Genomic DNA, 14375 nt, shown 5'->3' with positions numbered 1-14375 from the left:
CATTTCAGACCTCTCCACCCCACAACATACCAACACCAGATAGCAACAGGCCATGCTCCTTCGGGAACATGGCCTTTTCGTTTTTAATTCATTATCAGATAAGGAGTTAGCTATGCGATTAGCCAGCCGCTTTGGTCGTATAAACCAGATACGACGTGACCGGCCTCTGACCCATGAAGAGCTGATGAGTCATGTACCCAGCGTGTTCGGGAGTGACAAGCATGAATCTCGTTCAGACCGTTATACCTACATCCCGACCATCACCATTCTCGAAAGCCTGCAGCGTGAAGGCTTTGAGCCGTTCTTTGCTTGCCAGACAAAGGTCCGTGATCAGAGCAAGCGGGAACACACCAAACACATGCTTCGTCTGCGTCGAGCCGGGCAACTTACCGGGCATCAGGTACCGGAAATCATCCTGCTCAACAGCCATGACGGATCCTCGAGCTACCAGATGCTGCCGGGGCTGTTTCGTGGCGTCTGTACCAACGGCCTGGTCTGCGGTCAGTCATTCGGAGAAGTGCGGGTGCCGCATAAAGGTAATGTCGTCGAGAAGGTGATTGAAGGGGCTTACGAAGTGCTGGGGGTCTTTGACCGGGTGGAGGAGAAGCGCGATGCGATGCAGTCACTGGCGTTGCCAGAACCAGCCCGTAACGCCCTGGCGAATGCCGCGCTGAAGTATCGATTTGGTGAGAACCACCAGCCGGTAACGGTATCGCAGTTGCTGACCCCACGTCGCCGGGAGGACTACAGCGATGACCTGTGGACCGTCTACCAGCGCGTGCAGGAGAACCTGATAAAAGGCGGTCTGTCAGGGCGAACCGCACATGGGAAAAGCAGCCGCACCCGTGCTGTTACCGGCATTGACGGCGATGTGAAACTCAACCGCGCCCTGTGGGTGATGGCAGAAAGCATGCTCGAGTTTTTCGGGCGTTAAACAACAGTTCCTGCATAAGGAGATAGTTTAATGAATACACAAAATCATCAGTTCGCGGAGCATACCGCAATTACTGCCTCAGTGGTCCCAGACGAGTTACGCATCGGCTTCTGGCCGCAGCACTTTGGCTCCATCCCGCAATGGATAACTCTTGAACCTCGCATTTTCGCCTGGATGGATCGCTTCTGTGACGAGTACTGCGGTGGAATCTGGTCCTTTTACATGCTCAGTAATGGCGGTGCGTTTATGGCCCCTGATGCTGACGGTGACGATAAATGGCATCTGTTCAACGGCATGAACGGCAATGGTGCGGAAATAAGCGGAGAGGCTGCCGGTATTGCGGTCTGCCTGATGGCATACAGCCACCATGCCTGTCGCACCGAGTGTGACGCGATGACAGAGCATTATTATCTTTTACGCGACTACGCGCTGAATCATCCGGAATGCAGCGCCATTATGCATCTTATCGACTGAGGAATGCTTTACATGAATACCGCATTATCCCCGATGTCATCACAGCCTGAACTCTTTCCGCTGCCGGTTATGGCTCAACCTAGTTGTCTGCTTCCCGCGACATCCGGATTGACGCCCTATGCCCAACGAACCATTCGCCGCGCTATCAACTTGCTGGATAAATATCTGCGCCAGCCCGGTATATCCTTTACCTCAAGTACTGCTGCCCGTGACTGGCTTCGGTTACAGCTGGCAGGACAAGAACGGGAAGTATTTATGGTGCTCTATCTCGATAACCAGCACCGTTTACTGGAGAGCGAAACGCTATTTGCCGGTTCGGTTAACCATGTCCAGGTCCATCCCCGTGAAGTGGTGAAGTCAGCGCTTCGTTTCAATGCTGCCGCTGTCGTGCTGGCACATAACCATCCATCCGGCGACCCGGAGCCCAGCCAATGCGATCGCAACATTACCGATAGGCTTAAAGAAACGCTGGCACTGGTTGATGTGAACACGCTCGATCATCTGGTCATCGGCTCAGATGACATTGTGTCATTTGCAGAGCGAGGCTGGATATGAGGGCACTTCAATGAAATCTACTGACTCAGAGAACGATTCATTTCTAAAATGGGGACTGAATCGTAATGTGACACCTTGCTTTGGTGCTCGTCTAGTACAGGAGGGAAACCGGTTGTACTATCTGGCTGACCGGGCCAGCATTACCGGTGAATTCAATAATGCAGAATCTTTGAAGTTGGATGAAGTACTCCCACATTTTATCAGCCAGATGGAGTCGATGCTGACTACTGGTGAAATGAACCCTCGCCATGCCCACTGTGTCACTCTGTACCACAATTGTTTCACCTGCGAAGCCGATACCCTTGGTAGTTGCGGCTACGTATACATCGCCATTTATCCCACACAACGCTAACTAATTTCACGAGAGCAAGCATGAAAACTCTACCTGCAATAACTCCGCAGGCGGCGACGCTATGTCTGTCGCCTGTGGCAGTCTGGCAAATGTTACTGACACGCCTGTTGGAACAGCACTATGGTCTTACACTAAACGATACGCAGTTCAGTGATGAAACGGTTATACAGGAACATATCGATGCCGGTATTACTCTGGCTAATGCCGTTAACTTTTTGGTGGTGAAATATGAATTGGTTCGTATCGATCGCAAAGGACTTAGCTGGCAAGAGCAGTCCCCATATCTTCGGGCTGTAGATATTCTCCGGGCACGACAGGCAACTGGCTTGTTGCGACGAAACAGTAGTAACTCCGGATTGTGAATTGTCTTCCCGGTGTACACAGCCGACCTTTCTTCCTTGTTTATTCTTTAGATAATGTGCCTGCAGGTATTGGGGCATTTGCTTTTATAGGAAAAAATACCATGCAAACTGAAGCTGAAGTTTTAACTGATCGAAACATTATCTAGGATGCTACCTCTCGATAGTAAAAAACACTCCTGGCTGAAACGATGCTATCGGGTATAATTGCTGCATCATATCTGAGTTGGTTTATATACTCTGTTACTCGGTGATTTTGGAAAGAAAGCTGTTGAGTATATAACTGAGTATACATAACCAATCCATTAATAATAAATTGCTTATAATTCAGTTTGTTAATTTATAAAGGTGAGTCCGGCCTTCGTATCATGAGTGAGTGCCGGTGTGGTGATATGTTTGCGGATAAAGTCTTTCAATACTGTGTCCGGGTCGTTGGCTGAATGCACGACACCAGCAACGGCACAGGCTTCCCGGCCTAAGCATGTGTAGCATCTGAATAGCGCTTTATCGTGAGTCTGTATGGACCTACCCTTTGCAGTTTCTCATGATAAAAACACTGTTTCCTTTTCATGTGTTGCCAGTAATCTATCAAAATCTTAAAGTGTTTCGCACCCCGGAGCCATTTCTGCGCAGCTTTTTTATTTCCTTTGTCACCATGTGAATCGTTATAAATATATTTGTATAATCGCGTGACGTTATTTTTTCTTGACTAACCAATCCTGAAAATACTGATATCTCATGTCATTAAGTAAAGGTATTGGATTCAAATGTCCAAAAAAACATATTTTTTGAGATGGCGGGCTCCCTTTCCTCTGATTGATATCAATGTACTGATTCTTCTCATAAAATACAGTTCTCAGATATTAGCAATATTTTGGAAGAAAAATGAAAAAGATAATCATGCTCTCAGTCATCTTATGTTTATGCGGGTGCGCCGATAAGAGTTCCCCTGAACGCCATTCACTGTATTTTGCGCGTCATGATCCAACAATGGTTGGAGGAAACTATCGAGCAGATCCTATGGCAACAGCCGAACTTAATTTACATACTTACCAGGATATCTATAAGCAAGGGCAAGATGCCAAATCTAAAGGCGTGACTCCAGTCCAGGCTCATGAGATAGCTGAACAAGTTTACATGTCAGGTGTGAATGCAACGGGGGGAGAGCAAACCTATATGCATCTTAAAGAACATAAAACTCAAATAACGCCGGATGAGAGAGCATCTCAATTATGGGGACAAACCCTAAAAGAGACATTTTTAGATGGTTATAACGGAGTTAAATAAATTTATATCGATGTTGTTCGGTAAGGCCGATGAACAGTCATGTGGGCATGGTGAGAATAATATTGCTAGTTGTTGTTATTGTGTTGAACGGGGGTTCCCATGGTTCCAAATGGATGTGTCAAAGCAAACGCTCTAAGTAACTGTACATTCGAAATCAAAACAAAAAATTAGCCTATTTATAATTATGCTTCGATAGTGCAACGGTCTATTCAAGATAGATTTTATGATGCTGCCAGTCATGAAGGGGGATACCCTGCATGATCTTACCCAGCATTAATGCACAGGCAGTACTGCACAAAGTCTTTACCGCGCTCGGCATCACCATAGTGCAAAGCGCGGAAAAGAAATAAATCAGCCCTCAGGTTTTGCGAGATGGATAAGCGTGTCGACACGCGCGGGGGAGAGCGGTTCGCGCGGCTGCGGCAGCGGCCAGCCGTACAGCCAGCGGGCGCTGGTGGCGCAGACTTTCCCCTGGCAGGCCCCCATTCCACAGCGTGAGGCGAGCTTTGCCGCCTGCCAGCTTTCGGCGTTTTGCACGTCGCCACAACGAATATCCTCACACCGGCAGAGCAGGGTATCTGCTGTGGTCACGGCTTTTAGCGACTCCGGCAGCGCAAACGTCGTATGCAACGCCTGGGCAAAACGCTGCCAGCGGGCGCGCGCGGAGATGGCGCTTTGGGCCTTGTGCGGACAATCTGCTGCGGTATAACCGGCAATCTCTCCCTCGGCTAACGCCAGCTCACTGCCGCCAAAGCCGGTGCATTCTCCTGCCGCATAGATATCCTGCACGCTGGTGCGTTGCTCCGCGTCGACCCAAATAGCCTGATTTTCTGTTTTGCAGCCAAAGATTGCGCCAGGTTCTATATTCGGTACCAGTCCATAGCCAATGGCCAGCCTGTCGCAGGCGATCTCCCGGGTTTGTCCCTGGTGGCGCACGGTCACTGACTGAAGACAGGGATCCCCCTGCGCATGGATGACCTGGCTTGCCGGATGATAACGGGCTGGAAAGAGCTCGCCGAACTGACGCAATTTTTCAGGCCAGCGCCAGAGCCCGGTTGCGAAACGGGCCAGTGCGCTCATCGGTGCCTGTTCGATGATGGCGACAATATTCCCGCCTGCGCGTTTCACCGTACTGGCGACCGCCAGCAGAAGAGGACCGCTGCCTGCAATGACCACGTGTTCCCCCTTGAGCTGCAGGCCGTGTTTTATCTGCGCCTGCAGGCCTCCGGCCCCCGTCACATTGGGTAGTGTCCAGCCGGGAAAAGGCAGCGAGAGTTCTCTGGCGCCGCAGCATAAAATCAGCCGCTGCCAGCGGATTTCGCCGCAGTCGTCTGCGGTTTCGAAGACTACGGAATGTGGGGTGGGGCGGGCAATTAGCCGGGCACCGCTCAGCAGCGTAATGTGGGGATGTTCCGCCACCGCCTGACGAAGCCGTCTGGCGTGCCGGGGGAGTGAGACCTGCGGCCCGTCGCGCCAGATTTGCCCGCCGGGGCGCGGGTTGTCATCAAGGATTATCACCGATTTTCCACAGCGTGCGGCAGCCACTGCCGCCGACATTCCGGCTGGCCCTGCGCCAAGGATCAGGATCTCACAGTCAACGCTTTGCATGATGGCTCCTTTCAATCACCATTTCGGGCTGGCATTCCGTCTGGCAGGCCAGCACCCGGTGTCCATTCACCGTGACACGGCACTCCTGGCAAACACCCATTCCGCAGAAGGGGGCACGTAGTTGTCCGCTCACCGAACGACGGGTCGCGCCGTTGCCCACCAGGGCCAGTGCTGCTGCAATACTCATTCCGACGGGAACCTCACAAGTCTGGCCGTCGATAATCACGTTCAGGGTCGTCATGCGATGGCCTCCTGCTTGTGCAGGCGAGCGGGGAGCCAGGCGTCCGGGGACACCGCCGGGCGCTCGCCAAGGATCTGGGCGCAAAGTAACTCGGCGGTTGCTGGCGCGGTTGTGACGCCCAGTCCTTCATGCCCCAGCGCCAGCCAGATACCCGGACGTGCAGGATGTGGGCCAATCAGCGGGTTGCCGTCAGCCGATGCCGCCCGAAAACCGCTCCAGCAACGGATGATATTTAGTGTCTCCAGAGGGGGTAAAAAATGGCGTGCTCGCGCCAGCATCTGTGCCAGCAGGGGGAGGTCAACCTCGCGGTCAGTGTTATCAAACTGGCGGGAGGAGCCAATCAGCAACTGTCCGGTGGGGCGTGGCTGAATGTTAAATGCCACTGAGGTGCCGCCTGCATGGGCGCTGGCACCGTATCCCAACTCTACCAGCTGGTGGCTGAGCAAGGGGCCGTAGCGGTCGGTGATCGCCAGCTGACCTTTTTTGGGTCTGAGCCAGTTTTCACCCAGCAGCGTGTTGGCACTCAGACCGCTGGCGATGATGATGGCGCGCGTGCGCAGTCGTTTGCCGCTGTGTAGGGTGACGTAAGGGGCATCAACAGAGAGGGCGCTATCCCGAAGATGCGTTAAATCGGCATCGTTAATAAACCAGCGGGCGACGTTTGGGGCGTAAACTATCCCGTCGCCGGGGACCCACAGCCCGCCAGCGAGTCCGGCGGTGAGCAGCGGTTCGCGTGCGGCAAGCCGATCGCGGGTCTGCATTTCGCTGACAACCTGGTATTGTGCCATCCGTTGTTGCTTTTCTTCTGCCAGCGCAAGCTCTTGCGGCGTTTCCGCCAGCCACAGCGTGCCGCATCCGCGCCAGGCACAGCTTTCCGGCATCCGGGGCGTCAGTTTGCGCCAGCTCTCCAGAGACCAGGCGGAGAGTGCGAGCTCCGCAGGATCGTCATCCATGCACACCAGGTGGCCCATACCCGCCGCCGTCGCGCCCGCATTGCCGTCATCAATCAGCGTGACTCGCTGCCCGCGAGCGGCCAGTTGCCAGGCGCAGGCGGCCCCGATAATCCCGGCACCGATGACGATGACGTCACTTTCGATCACAGTGAGATCCCCCAGCAGAACGGATCTTCAGGATTGAGGATCAGCTTGTTATCGCCACAGACCCATGCCTCTCCGCGGATCGTTGGGACGATCTTGTCGCCATGCGGCACGAAATGCGCCGTAAACTCGCTGCCGATGATGCTCGCCTGCCGCCATGATTCTCCGGATTTGAGTTTTCCGTCCTCTGCCAGGCAGGCCAGTTTGGCGCTGGTGCCGGTGCCGCAGGGCGATCGATCCCAGGCTTTACCGGGGCAAAGAACAAAGCTGCGGCTGTCCGCGCGATCATCTTCTGCAAACAGTTCGATATGATCGATAATGCCGTCATGTTCACCACGGATGCCTGCACGATCTAACCCTTCACGGATTGCCCATGCGTACTCCGTCAATTCAGGGATCTTTTCCGGCGAGACCGCGAACGGATGATCGTTGACGAGGAAAAACCAGTTGCCGCCCCAGGCGATATCACCCGTTACCGTACCGTGGACGGTTTCAACCTGTACCTGCTTACGCCAGCGGTAGGCCGGCACGTTTTCGACCGAGACGCTGCCATCTTCGTGCAGCGTGGCGGTCACATCGCCTACCGGCGTTTCAATCAGATGTTTACCGGGTTGAATACGCCCAAGCCATGCCAGCGAGGCAATCAGCCCGATGGTGCCGTGACCGCACATGTTCAGAAAGCCGCAGTTGTTAAAGAAAATGACTCCCGCCGTGGCCTGTGGCGAAACCGGTTCACAGAGCAATGCACCGACCAGAACGTCGTTACCGCGTGGCTCAAGAATAATGGCTTTACGCCAGTCGTCGTAGTCGCGGGAAAAGCGCTCCCGACGCTCGCTCATGTTCCCGGTTCCCAGATCCGGAAAGCCGTCGATGACCAGGCGAGTGGGTTCACCGCCGGTGTGAGAATCAATCACTCTCAGTTCACTGTACTGCGCTGTCATAGGATCTCCGGAAAGTTAATATTTTGTTGCTAAATGCTGACGCAAGCCTTGCGTCCCGGCTTGATCGCTTTCGTCACCGCAAATGACGAAATCAGCATAATGGCCGCTGTCATCGTTAAGTTGTTATCATATTTATTTGTTATTAATCATTTCGTTAGTGGTGTGGTAAACCAAAAAAGGCAACCGCGCCAGTGGCTGGAAAAGGGGAAGTTATAAATCTACGGCAGGATCGCAAAACGCAGTAAGGATGCTTGCTCGGTTAACGAAAAGTTAATAAATATTCAAATCACTAATCGGGAGGAAGCATGATGTCCTGTGTGATTAATGATGTGCGGGCCCCGTCGCCGGTGCCGGAAGTGGCTGAACTTAGCCAGATATGTGAGGGGTTGGCGCGTCAGCGTCCGGACAATATCCAGACGTTGCTCCATGCGATGGCATTGATTGCGCCGCTGCTCAATGCCATTCCGAATGTGGTTTTTTTTATCAAAGATGTGCAGGCCCGCTATTTGATGGTCAATATGACCCTGGCACGACGCTGCGGGTTTAAGACGGTGGTTTCTCTGCTGGGTAAAACCTCTGCTGATGTTTTCCCTTCAGCGCTTGGGCTGGGCTATACCGAGCAGGATATGCGGGTGCTGCGCGAAGGGGTAACGCTACGCGATCAGCTGGAAATGCATCTCTACAACGGTCGTGAACGCGGCTGGTGTTTGACCCAGAAGCTGGCGCTGCGGGATGCGCAGGGCCAGGTCATCGGTATGGCGGGGATTTCACACGATCTGCAGGAAGCGCAGGCGCGTCATCCCGCGTGGCAGCGGCTGGCGATCGTCGACGATCATATCCGCAACCATTATCACCGTCCCATCGCAATGGAAGAACTAACCGCCCTGAGCGGCATGTCGGTGGCGCAAATTGAGCGCTACTGTAAGCGTATTTTTCATCTCACTCCGCGCCAGATGATCCACAAAGTTCGGCTGGAAAAAGCCACCGAACTGCTGGCGGGCGATACGCCGATTACCGATATTGCGTTGCAGTGCGGTTATACCGATCACAGCGCGTTTAGCCGCCAGTTTAAGGCGATGACGGGCTCTACGCCGCGTGATTTTCGCATTACGCTTGCCGGGTAAGACACACTCACTGTGCTAATTTCGTCATCAAAGAGGAAGAAAACCACCAAGCAGTCGGTCGCCTGAAACGTCAATCTGTCAGTGAATACTCACCATTCATTCACTTTCAATTAACAAATTGACGACAAGGAACCGAACATGAGCAAGAAAGCCATTCACTGGAGCGGTGTATTCCCGGCAGTCAGCACCCAGTTTCGTAGCGATTATTCCCTGGATCTGGATGCCACCCACACGGTGATGAAAAACCTGGTCAAGGATGGTGTTTCTGGCCTGGTGGTGTGCGGCAGCGTGGGGGAGAACACCTCTCTGACCACGCAGGAAAAGCTGCAGATCATCGAAGTAGCGAAAGATGCTGCGGGCGGTCAGATCCCGGTCATTGCGGGGGTGGCCGAATTCACCACCGCGTTTGCACAGAAGATGGCGAAAGAGGCAGAGCGCGTGGGCGTCGACGGTATTATGGTGATGCCTGCGCTGGTGTATTCCTCAAAACCGCATGAAACAGCGGCCCACTTCCGCAGTGTGGCTACGGCTACCGACCTGCCTATCATGGTGTACAACAACCCGCCGATTTACAAAAACGACGTGACGCCGGACATCCTGGCGACGCTGGCCGACTGCGACAACATCGTCTGCTTCAAAGACTCCTCCGGCGATACCCGCCGTTTTATCGACTTGCGCAACTCCGTTGGCGACCGCTTTGTGCTGTTCGCTGGGCTGGATGATGTGGTGGTCGAGAGCATTGCCGTTGGGGCGGAAGGCTGGATCTCCGGAATGTCGAACGCCTTCCCGCGTGAAGGGGAGACGTTGTTCCGCCTGGCGAAACAACAGCGTTATGAGGAAGCGATGGCGCTTTACCGCTGGTTTATGCCGTTGCTGCATCTGGATGCGCGTCCGGATCTGGTGCAGTGCATCAAGCTTTGTGAAGAATTGCTGGGGCGCGGCAGCGCCATTACCCGTCCACCGCGTCTGGCGCTGGAAGGGGATACCCGTGCGCAAGTGGTGGCGATTGTTGAGAAGGCGCTGGCGACCCGTCCACAGCTGCCGGATGTCGGCCTTTAAGTAAAGGAGTGATGATGACGCTACCTCTCTCTGTTTCGGGTCAGCAGTTTATCGCCGGACGTCGCGTGGCAAGCGGTGAGGCGACGCTGCCAAGCCTGCGTGCCGCTGACGGCAAGCTGACCGGATACCATTTTTACCCGGCCTCTCGTGAGGAGGCCGCCGCCGCGGCGGAGGCGGCTGACCAGGCGTTTCCTGTCTATTCACAGACTGCGCCGGACGTGCGTGCCCGCTTTCTCGATACCCTTGCCGACGAGCTGGATCTGCTCGGTGAGGATTTTTTCGCCATAGCCCACCAGGAAACGGCGCTGCCGCTGGCGCGGTTACAGGGAGAGCGTACCCGTACCAGTAATCAGCTGCGCATGTTTGCCGGGGTGCTGCGTCGGGGCGATGCCTTTGGCGTACGTATTGATACCGCACTCCCTGACCGCCAGCCGCTGCCGCGCCCGGACCTGCGTCAGTATCTGACCGCGCTTGGCCCGGTGGCGGTGTTCGGGGCCAGCAATTTTCCGCTGGCCTTTTCTACGGCAGGGGGCGATACCGCATCCGCGCTGGCGGCGGGTTGTCCGGTGGTAGTTAAGGCCCATCCCGGGCATATGGCGACGGCGGAATTGACTGCCCAGGCGATGGTGCGTGCGGTCGTGGCATCTGGCCTGCCTGCGGGCGTTTTTAACATGATTTTCGGCACCGATATTGGCGCGGATCTGGTTCGCCATCCGGCGATTCAGGCGGTGGGTTTTACCGGTTCGCTGCGCGGCGGTAAGGCGCTCTGGCAGCTGGCGCAGCAGCGTCCGCAGCCGATCCCCGTCTTTGCGGAAATGTCGGCCATTAACCCGCTGATTATTCTGCCGCAGGCCGTCGCCACACGGGCAGAAACGCTGGCTAACGAGCTGGTGTCCTCTTTCACTTTGGGATGTGGGCAGTTTTGTACCAAGCCGGGGCTGATCCTTGTCTTACGCGGCGAGGGTATGTCCCGCTTCACAAAGTCATTGAAGGACGCGGTTGACCAGGCACCGGCACAGATCATGTTGAATGCCCCGACGCTTGCCCATTATGAAGATGGTGTCAGTGCGCTTGAGGCGCATCCGCATATTCAGCGTTTGGCAGGGTCTGATGAATCGGTCATCGGCTGCGCGCAGGCTCGGCTGTATCAGGCTCCGGCTTCACTGCTGCTGGCACAGGATCCACTGTTACAGCAGGAGGTATTTGGCCCGCTGGCGGTGTTGGTCGAGGTTGCCGATGAGGCGGAGTTGCAGTCCATTTTGCGCGTGATTCCGGGCCAGTTGACGGCAACCGTGCACGCCGAATCTGATGATGGGCCGCTGGCGCAGCGCCTGCTGCCAGCCCTCACTGAAAAAGCGGGACGCGTTTTGTTTAACGGTTATCCGACCGGCGTTGAGGTCTGTGATGCCATGGTGCACGGCGGTCCGTGGCCTGCCACCACCGATGCTCGCGGTACTTCGGTAGGGACGCAATCCATCGACCGTTTTTTACGCCCGGTATGCCTGCAAAATGTGCCTGCCGAGCTGCTTCCGCCTGCTGTCCAGGATGACAACCCTCTGAACCTGCTGCGCCTGATTAACGGGCAGTGGACCCGGGAAGCCATTTCCCCCTCTGTTGACTGAAGGGCATGACCATGACGATTCACTCTACGCACCAAACACAGGCCCGCGTTGCTGAGGTGGGTAAATTTAAAAAGCAGCTAACGCTAACCGACCTGACGTTTATTGGGCTTGGGGCTATCTTCGGTTCCGGCTGGCTGTTTGCCGCAAGCCATGTGGCATCGATTGCCGGACCTGCGGGCATTGCCTCGTGGGTCATCGGCGGGATTGCCGTTCTGCTGCTGGGGATTGTCTATTGTGAGCTGGGCGCGGCACTGCCTCGTGCCGGGGGGATTATTCGTTATCCGGTTTTTTCCCACGGTGAGTTGATGGGGTATCTGCTTGGATTTATTACGCTGATTGCGTTTTCAAGCCTCATCTCTATAGAGATTGTTGCCGCGCGGCAGTATGCGGCAGCATGGTTCCCGATGCTGACTCAAACTGGTTCAAGCGACCCAACGTTGCTGGGATGGGTAGTGCAGTTTTTGCTGCTGTGTTTGTTCTTCGGGCTGAATTACTACAGCGTAAAAACGTTTGCCCGTTCCAATAACATCATCAGTATTCTGAAATTTTTGGTGCCGCTAGCGGTCGTTGTGACGCTATTTACCTTTTTCAAACCTGAGAACCTGCACGTTCAGGGGATTGCACCCTTTGGTATGTCGGGCGTTGAGGCTGCGATTAGCGCCGGTGGGATCATCTTCGCCTACCTGGGGTTGACGCCAATTATTTCTGTGGCGAGTGAAGTAAAGAATCCGCAGCGTACCATTCCGGTGGCGCTGATTTTATCCGTGGTGCTGTCGACGATTATTTACGTGCTGTTGCAGTTGGCATTTCTTGGCAGTATTCCGACCGAAATGCTGGGTGGCGGCTGGGCGGAGATCAGCAAGCAATTTTCGCTGCCGTACCGAGATATCGCCATTACGCTCGGTATGGGCTGGCTGGCGTTTATGGTGGTGTGCGACGCGATTGTCTCCCCAAGTGGTACCGGCAATATCTACATGAACGCCACGCCGCGCGTGATTTATGGCTGGGCCAAAGCAGGCACCTTCTTTAAGACGTTTACCCACATCGATAAAGAGTCTGGCATTCCCCGTCCGGCGCTGTGGCTGACCTTTGCATTGTCTATCTTCTGGACATTGCCGTTCCCGTCATGGGAACAACTGATAAGCGTGGTGTCGGCGGCGCTGGTACTGAGCTACGCTATTGCCCCGGTCACGGCGGCGGGGCTACGCCGTAATGCACCGGATTTGCCGCGTCCATTCCGCGTGCGGGCCTTCGGGATTATCGGTCCGGTGTCGTTTGTGATTTCGGCGCTGATTGTATTCTGGTCTGGCTGGGGCACGCTGTCATGGCTGCTGGGGCTGCAGATTGTGATGTTTGTCGTCTATGTACTTTGCAAATCAAAAGTGCCGGTGCACACCGTGAGTCTGGCACAGCAGGTGAAGTCGTCTCTGTGGCTTATCGCCTTCTACGCGCTGATTATGCTCTTTTCCTGGTTGGGCAGTTTTGGGGGTTCAGGGGTGATTGGTCATCCGTGGGATACGGTGGTGGTAGCGGTGATGTCGCTGGGAATTTACTACTGGGGCGAGCGAACCTGTCTGCCGCAGGCTAACTTTACCGGTGATGAAGAAGAGTAAAGGAGTCGGTCATGGAGATGGTAAACCTCTCGTTAACAGAGGCTTATGCGCTGGCATATAAGGTGCTGCGCGGGAACGGATTCAGTGAAGCGCATGCCGTGGCGATCGCGACAAACGTGACCCACGGTGAGCGTGATGGCTGTGCCTCGCATGGTTTGTGGCGGTTGCTGGGGATTGTGGAGACGCGACGTAAAGGAAAGGTGTCACCTGACGCTGAGCCGGTTATCACCGATACCGCGCCGGCCATTGTGAAGGTGGACGCCGGTGGGGCATTTTCCCTGCTGGCATTCGAGCGCGCGCTTCCACTGCTGATAGAAAAGGCGCGCCACAGCGGTATTGCTGCCCTGGCGATTAACCGCTGTGTGCACTTTTCGGCGCTGTTTGCCGACGTTGAGCCGCTCACCGAGGCGGGGCTGGTGGCGCTGGCGACGACACCCAGCCATGCGTGGGTTGCTCCCGCAGGCGGGACGCAGCCGCTTTTTGGCACTAACCCGATAGCATTTGGCTGGCCGCGTGAAGAAAAACCCCCGTTTATCTTCGATATGGCCACCAGTGCAGCGGCACGGGGTGAGATCCAGCTCCATCAACGGGCAGGAAAAGCGGTGCCGGAAGGGTGGGGGATTGACGGTGATGGTCAGGCCACCACCGACGCGCAGGCGATCCTCGACGGTGCGATGTTGACGTTTGGCGGGCATAAAGGGTCGGCACTGGCGGCGATGGTGGAACTGCTTGCCGGACCGCTCATCGGCGATATGACCAGCGCGGAATCGCTGGCGTGGGATAAGGGGGCTGGCGGGTTGCCCTATGGTGGCGAGCTGATTCTGGCCCTGGACCCGGCCCGCTTTCTGGGAGCGGACGCCCCGCAACATCTGGCGCGTGCCGAGCGACTCTTTGCCGATATGCAGCGGCAAGGGGCGCGTTTGCCGGGCGAGCGTCGCTATCTTTCCCGTACGCGTACAACTCGCGACGGTGTGGAAATAGCCCATTCTCTGTTCAAGGATATATCCGCGTTAGTGAAATAATTATCGCGAGAACAGGAGGGATGATCTCCCTCCTGTTATACGTGTATCGTTACATATTGCTTTTTCACACTGTATTTTGAGCGTAAA

The 14375-nt window shown here is 55.2% G+C and carries 15 protein-coding genes; 11 read left to right on the top strand and 4 right to left on the bottom strand.

Going from position 1 to position 14375, the window contains the following annotated elements:
* Positions 1-112: 112 nt before the first annotated feature.
* The 6 genes from OGY83_RS16615 to OGY83_RS16585 all read left to right on the top strand — a co-directional run bounded on the left by OGY83_RS16615 (position 113) and on the right by OGY83_RS16585 (position 3961).
* Positions 113-934, top strand: coding sequence for a DUF932 domain-containing protein (locus tag OGY83_RS16615; protein WP_058647033.1), 822 nt, complete (start codon positions 113-115; stop codon positions 932-934).
* Between the two features lie 30 nt (positions 935-964).
* Positions 965-1408, top strand: coding sequence for an antirestriction protein (locus OGY83_RS16610; protein WP_058647032.1), 444 nt, complete (start codon positions 965-967; stop codon positions 1406-1408).
* Positions 1409-1420: 12 nt separating this feature from the next.
* The gene (gene radC / locus OGY83_RS16605) at positions 1421-1963 is read left to right on the top strand and encodes a RadC family protein (protein WP_080395938.1); all 543 of its coding nucleotides are present in this window, start codon (positions 1421-1423) and stop codon (positions 1961-1963) included.
* Positions 1964-1973: 10 nt separating this feature from the next.
* Positions 1974-2315 (top strand): type IV toxin-antitoxin system YeeU family antitoxin, encoded by a 342-nt coding sequence (locus OGY83_RS16600; protein ID WP_058647031.1) that lies wholly within the window; start codon positions 1974-1976, stop codon positions 2313-2315.
* A gap of 20 nt (positions 2316-2335) precedes the next feature.
* Positions 2336-2677, top strand: a complete 342-nt coding sequence (locus OGY83_RS16595) for a TA system toxin CbtA family protein (RefSeq protein ID WP_089586935.1) — start codon at positions 2336-2338, stop codon at positions 2675-2677.
* An 882-nt stretch (positions 2678-3559) separates the two neighbouring features.
* The gene (locus tag OGY83_RS16585; RefSeq protein ID WP_148043815.1) at positions 3560-3961 is read left to right on the top strand and encodes an Exc2 family lipoprotein; all 402 of its coding nucleotides are present in this window, start codon (positions 3560-3562) and stop codon (positions 3959-3961) included.
* A gap of 351 nt (positions 3962-4312) precedes the next feature.
* Here the strand turns inward: OGY83_RS16585 and OGY83_RS16580 are convergent, their stop codons facing one another.
* Genes OGY83_RS16580 through OGY83_RS16565 form a run of 4 tightly spaced genes read right to left on the bottom strand, consistent with a single transcriptional unit; the run spans position 4313 to position 7848 of the window.
* On the bottom strand, positions 4313-5569 hold the full coding sequence (locus OGY83_RS16580) for an NAD(P)/FAD-dependent oxidoreductase (RefSeq protein WP_286636361.1): 1257 nt from the start codon (positions 5567-5569) through the stop codon (positions 4313-4315).
* On the bottom strand, positions 5556-5810 hold the full coding sequence (locus OGY83_RS16575; RefSeq protein ID WP_286636360.1) for a (2Fe-2S)-binding protein: 255 nt from the start codon (positions 5808-5810) through the stop codon (positions 5556-5558). Before OGY83_RS16575 ends, OGY83_RS16580 begins: the two co-directional genes overlap by 14 nt.
* A complete protein-coding gene (locus OGY83_RS16570) occupies positions 5807-6910 on the bottom strand; it encodes an NAD(P)/FAD-dependent oxidoreductase (protein WP_286636358.1) in 1104 nt (367 codons plus the stop codon). Before OGY83_RS16570 ends, OGY83_RS16575 begins: the two co-directional genes overlap by 4 nt.
* Positions 6907-7848 (bottom strand): 4-hydroxyproline epimerase, encoded by a 942-nt coding sequence (locus OGY83_RS16565; protein ID WP_003830113.1) that lies wholly within the window; start codon positions 7846-7848, stop codon positions 6907-6909. Before OGY83_RS16565 ends, OGY83_RS16570 begins: the two co-directional genes overlap by 4 nt.
* 308 nt (positions 7849-8156) lie before the next feature.
* Between OGY83_RS16565 and OGY83_RS16560 the strand changes: the two genes are divergently transcribed.
* From OGY83_RS16560 to OGY83_RS16540, 5 genes are all read left to right on the top strand, one after another.
* The gene (locus tag OGY83_RS16560; protein ID WP_008786078.1) at positions 8157-8972 is read left to right on the top strand and encodes an AraC family transcriptional regulator; all 816 of its coding nucleotides are present in this window, start codon (positions 8157-8159) and stop codon (positions 8970-8972) included.
* A 138-nt stretch (positions 8973-9110) separates the two neighbouring features.
* Positions 9111-10031: a dihydrodipicolinate synthase family protein gene (locus OGY83_RS16555; protein ID WP_003830108.1), complete on the top strand. Its 921-nt coding sequence runs from the start codon at positions 9111-9113 to the stop codon at positions 10029-10031.
* Between the two features lie 14 nt (positions 10032-10045).
* Positions 10046-11653: an aldehyde dehydrogenase (NADP(+)) gene (locus tag OGY83_RS16550; RefSeq protein ID WP_286636425.1), complete on the top strand. Its 1608-nt coding sequence runs from the start codon at positions 10046-10048 to the stop codon at positions 11651-11653.
* Between the two features lie 11 nt (positions 11654-11664).
* Positions 11665-13266: an APC family permease gene (locus OGY83_RS16545; protein WP_286636357.1), complete on the top strand. Its 1602-nt coding sequence runs from the start codon at positions 11665-11667 to the stop codon at positions 13264-13266.
* Between the two features lie 11 nt (positions 13267-13277).
* On the top strand, positions 13278-14288 hold the full coding sequence (locus OGY83_RS16540) for an Ldh family oxidoreductase (protein WP_286636356.1): 1011 nt from the start codon (positions 13278-13280) through the stop codon (positions 14286-14288).
* Positions 14289-14375: the final 87 nt, after the last annotated feature.

Origin of the sequence: Citrobacter sp. Cpo090 (genome assembly GCF_030332665.1) — a bacterium.
In the GTDB taxonomy this organism is placed as follows: domain Bacteria; phylum Pseudomonadota; class Gammaproteobacteria; order Enterobacterales; family Enterobacteriaceae; genus Citrobacter; species Citrobacter portucalensis.
This window is presented reverse-complemented; position numbering and strand designations above follow the sequence as displayed.

What these genes read in the sequence shown, in the direction of transcription:
- OGY83_RS16615 (WP_058647033.1), top strand. Translation starts at nt 113, where the DNA reads ATGCGATTAGCCAGCCGCTTTGGTCGTATAAACCAGATACGACGTGAC.
- OGY83_RS16610 (WP_058647032.1), top strand. Translation starts at nt 965, where the DNA reads ATGAATACACAAAATCATCAGTTCGCGGAGCATACCGCAATTACTGCC.
- radC (WP_080395938.1), top strand. Translation starts at nt 1,421, where the DNA reads ATGAATACCGCATTATCCCCGATGTCATCACAGCCTGAACTCTTTCCG.
- OGY83_RS16600 (WP_058647031.1), top strand. Translation starts at nt 1,974, where the DNA reads ATGAAATCTACTGACTCAGAGAACGATTCATTTCTAAAATGGGGACTG.
- OGY83_RS16595 (WP_089586935.1), top strand. Translation starts at nt 2,336, where the DNA reads ATGAAAACTCTACCTGCAATAACTCCGCAGGCGGCGACGCTATGTCTG.
- OGY83_RS16585 (WP_148043815.1), top strand. Translation starts at nt 3,560, where the DNA reads ATGAAAAAGATAATCATGCTCTCAGTCATCTTATGTTTATGCGGGTGC.
- OGY83_RS16580 (WP_286636361.1), bottom strand. Translation starts at nt 5,569, where the DNA reads ATGCAAAGCGTTGACTGTGAGATCCTGATCCTTGGCGCAGGGCCAGCC.
- OGY83_RS16575 (WP_286636360.1), bottom strand. Translation starts at nt 5,810, where the DNA reads ATGACGACCCTGAACGTGATTATCGACGGCCAGACTTGTGAGGTTCCC.
- OGY83_RS16565 (WP_003830113.1), bottom strand. Translation starts at nt 7,848, where the DNA reads ATGACAGCGCAGTACAGTGAACTGAGAGTGATTGATTCTCACACCGGC.
- OGY83_RS16560 (WP_008786078.1), top strand. Translation starts at nt 8,157, where the DNA reads ATGTCCTGTGTGATTAATGATGTGCGGGCCCCGTCGCCGGTGCCGGAA.
- OGY83_RS16555 (WP_003830108.1), top strand. Translation starts at nt 9,111, where the DNA reads ATGAGCAAGAAAGCCATTCACTGGAGCGGTGTATTCCCGGCAGTCAGC.
- OGY83_RS16550 (WP_286636425.1), top strand. Translation starts at nt 10,046, where the DNA reads ATGACGCTACCTCTCTCTGTTTCGGGTCAGCAGTTTATCGCCGGACGT.
- OGY83_RS16545 (WP_286636357.1), top strand. Translation starts at nt 11,665, where the DNA reads ATGACGATTCACTCTACGCACCAAACACAGGCCCGCGTTGCTGAGGTG.
- OGY83_RS16540 (WP_286636356.1), top strand. Translation starts at nt 13,278, where the DNA reads ATGGAGATGGTAAACCTCTCGTTAACAGAGGCTTATGCGCTGGCATAT.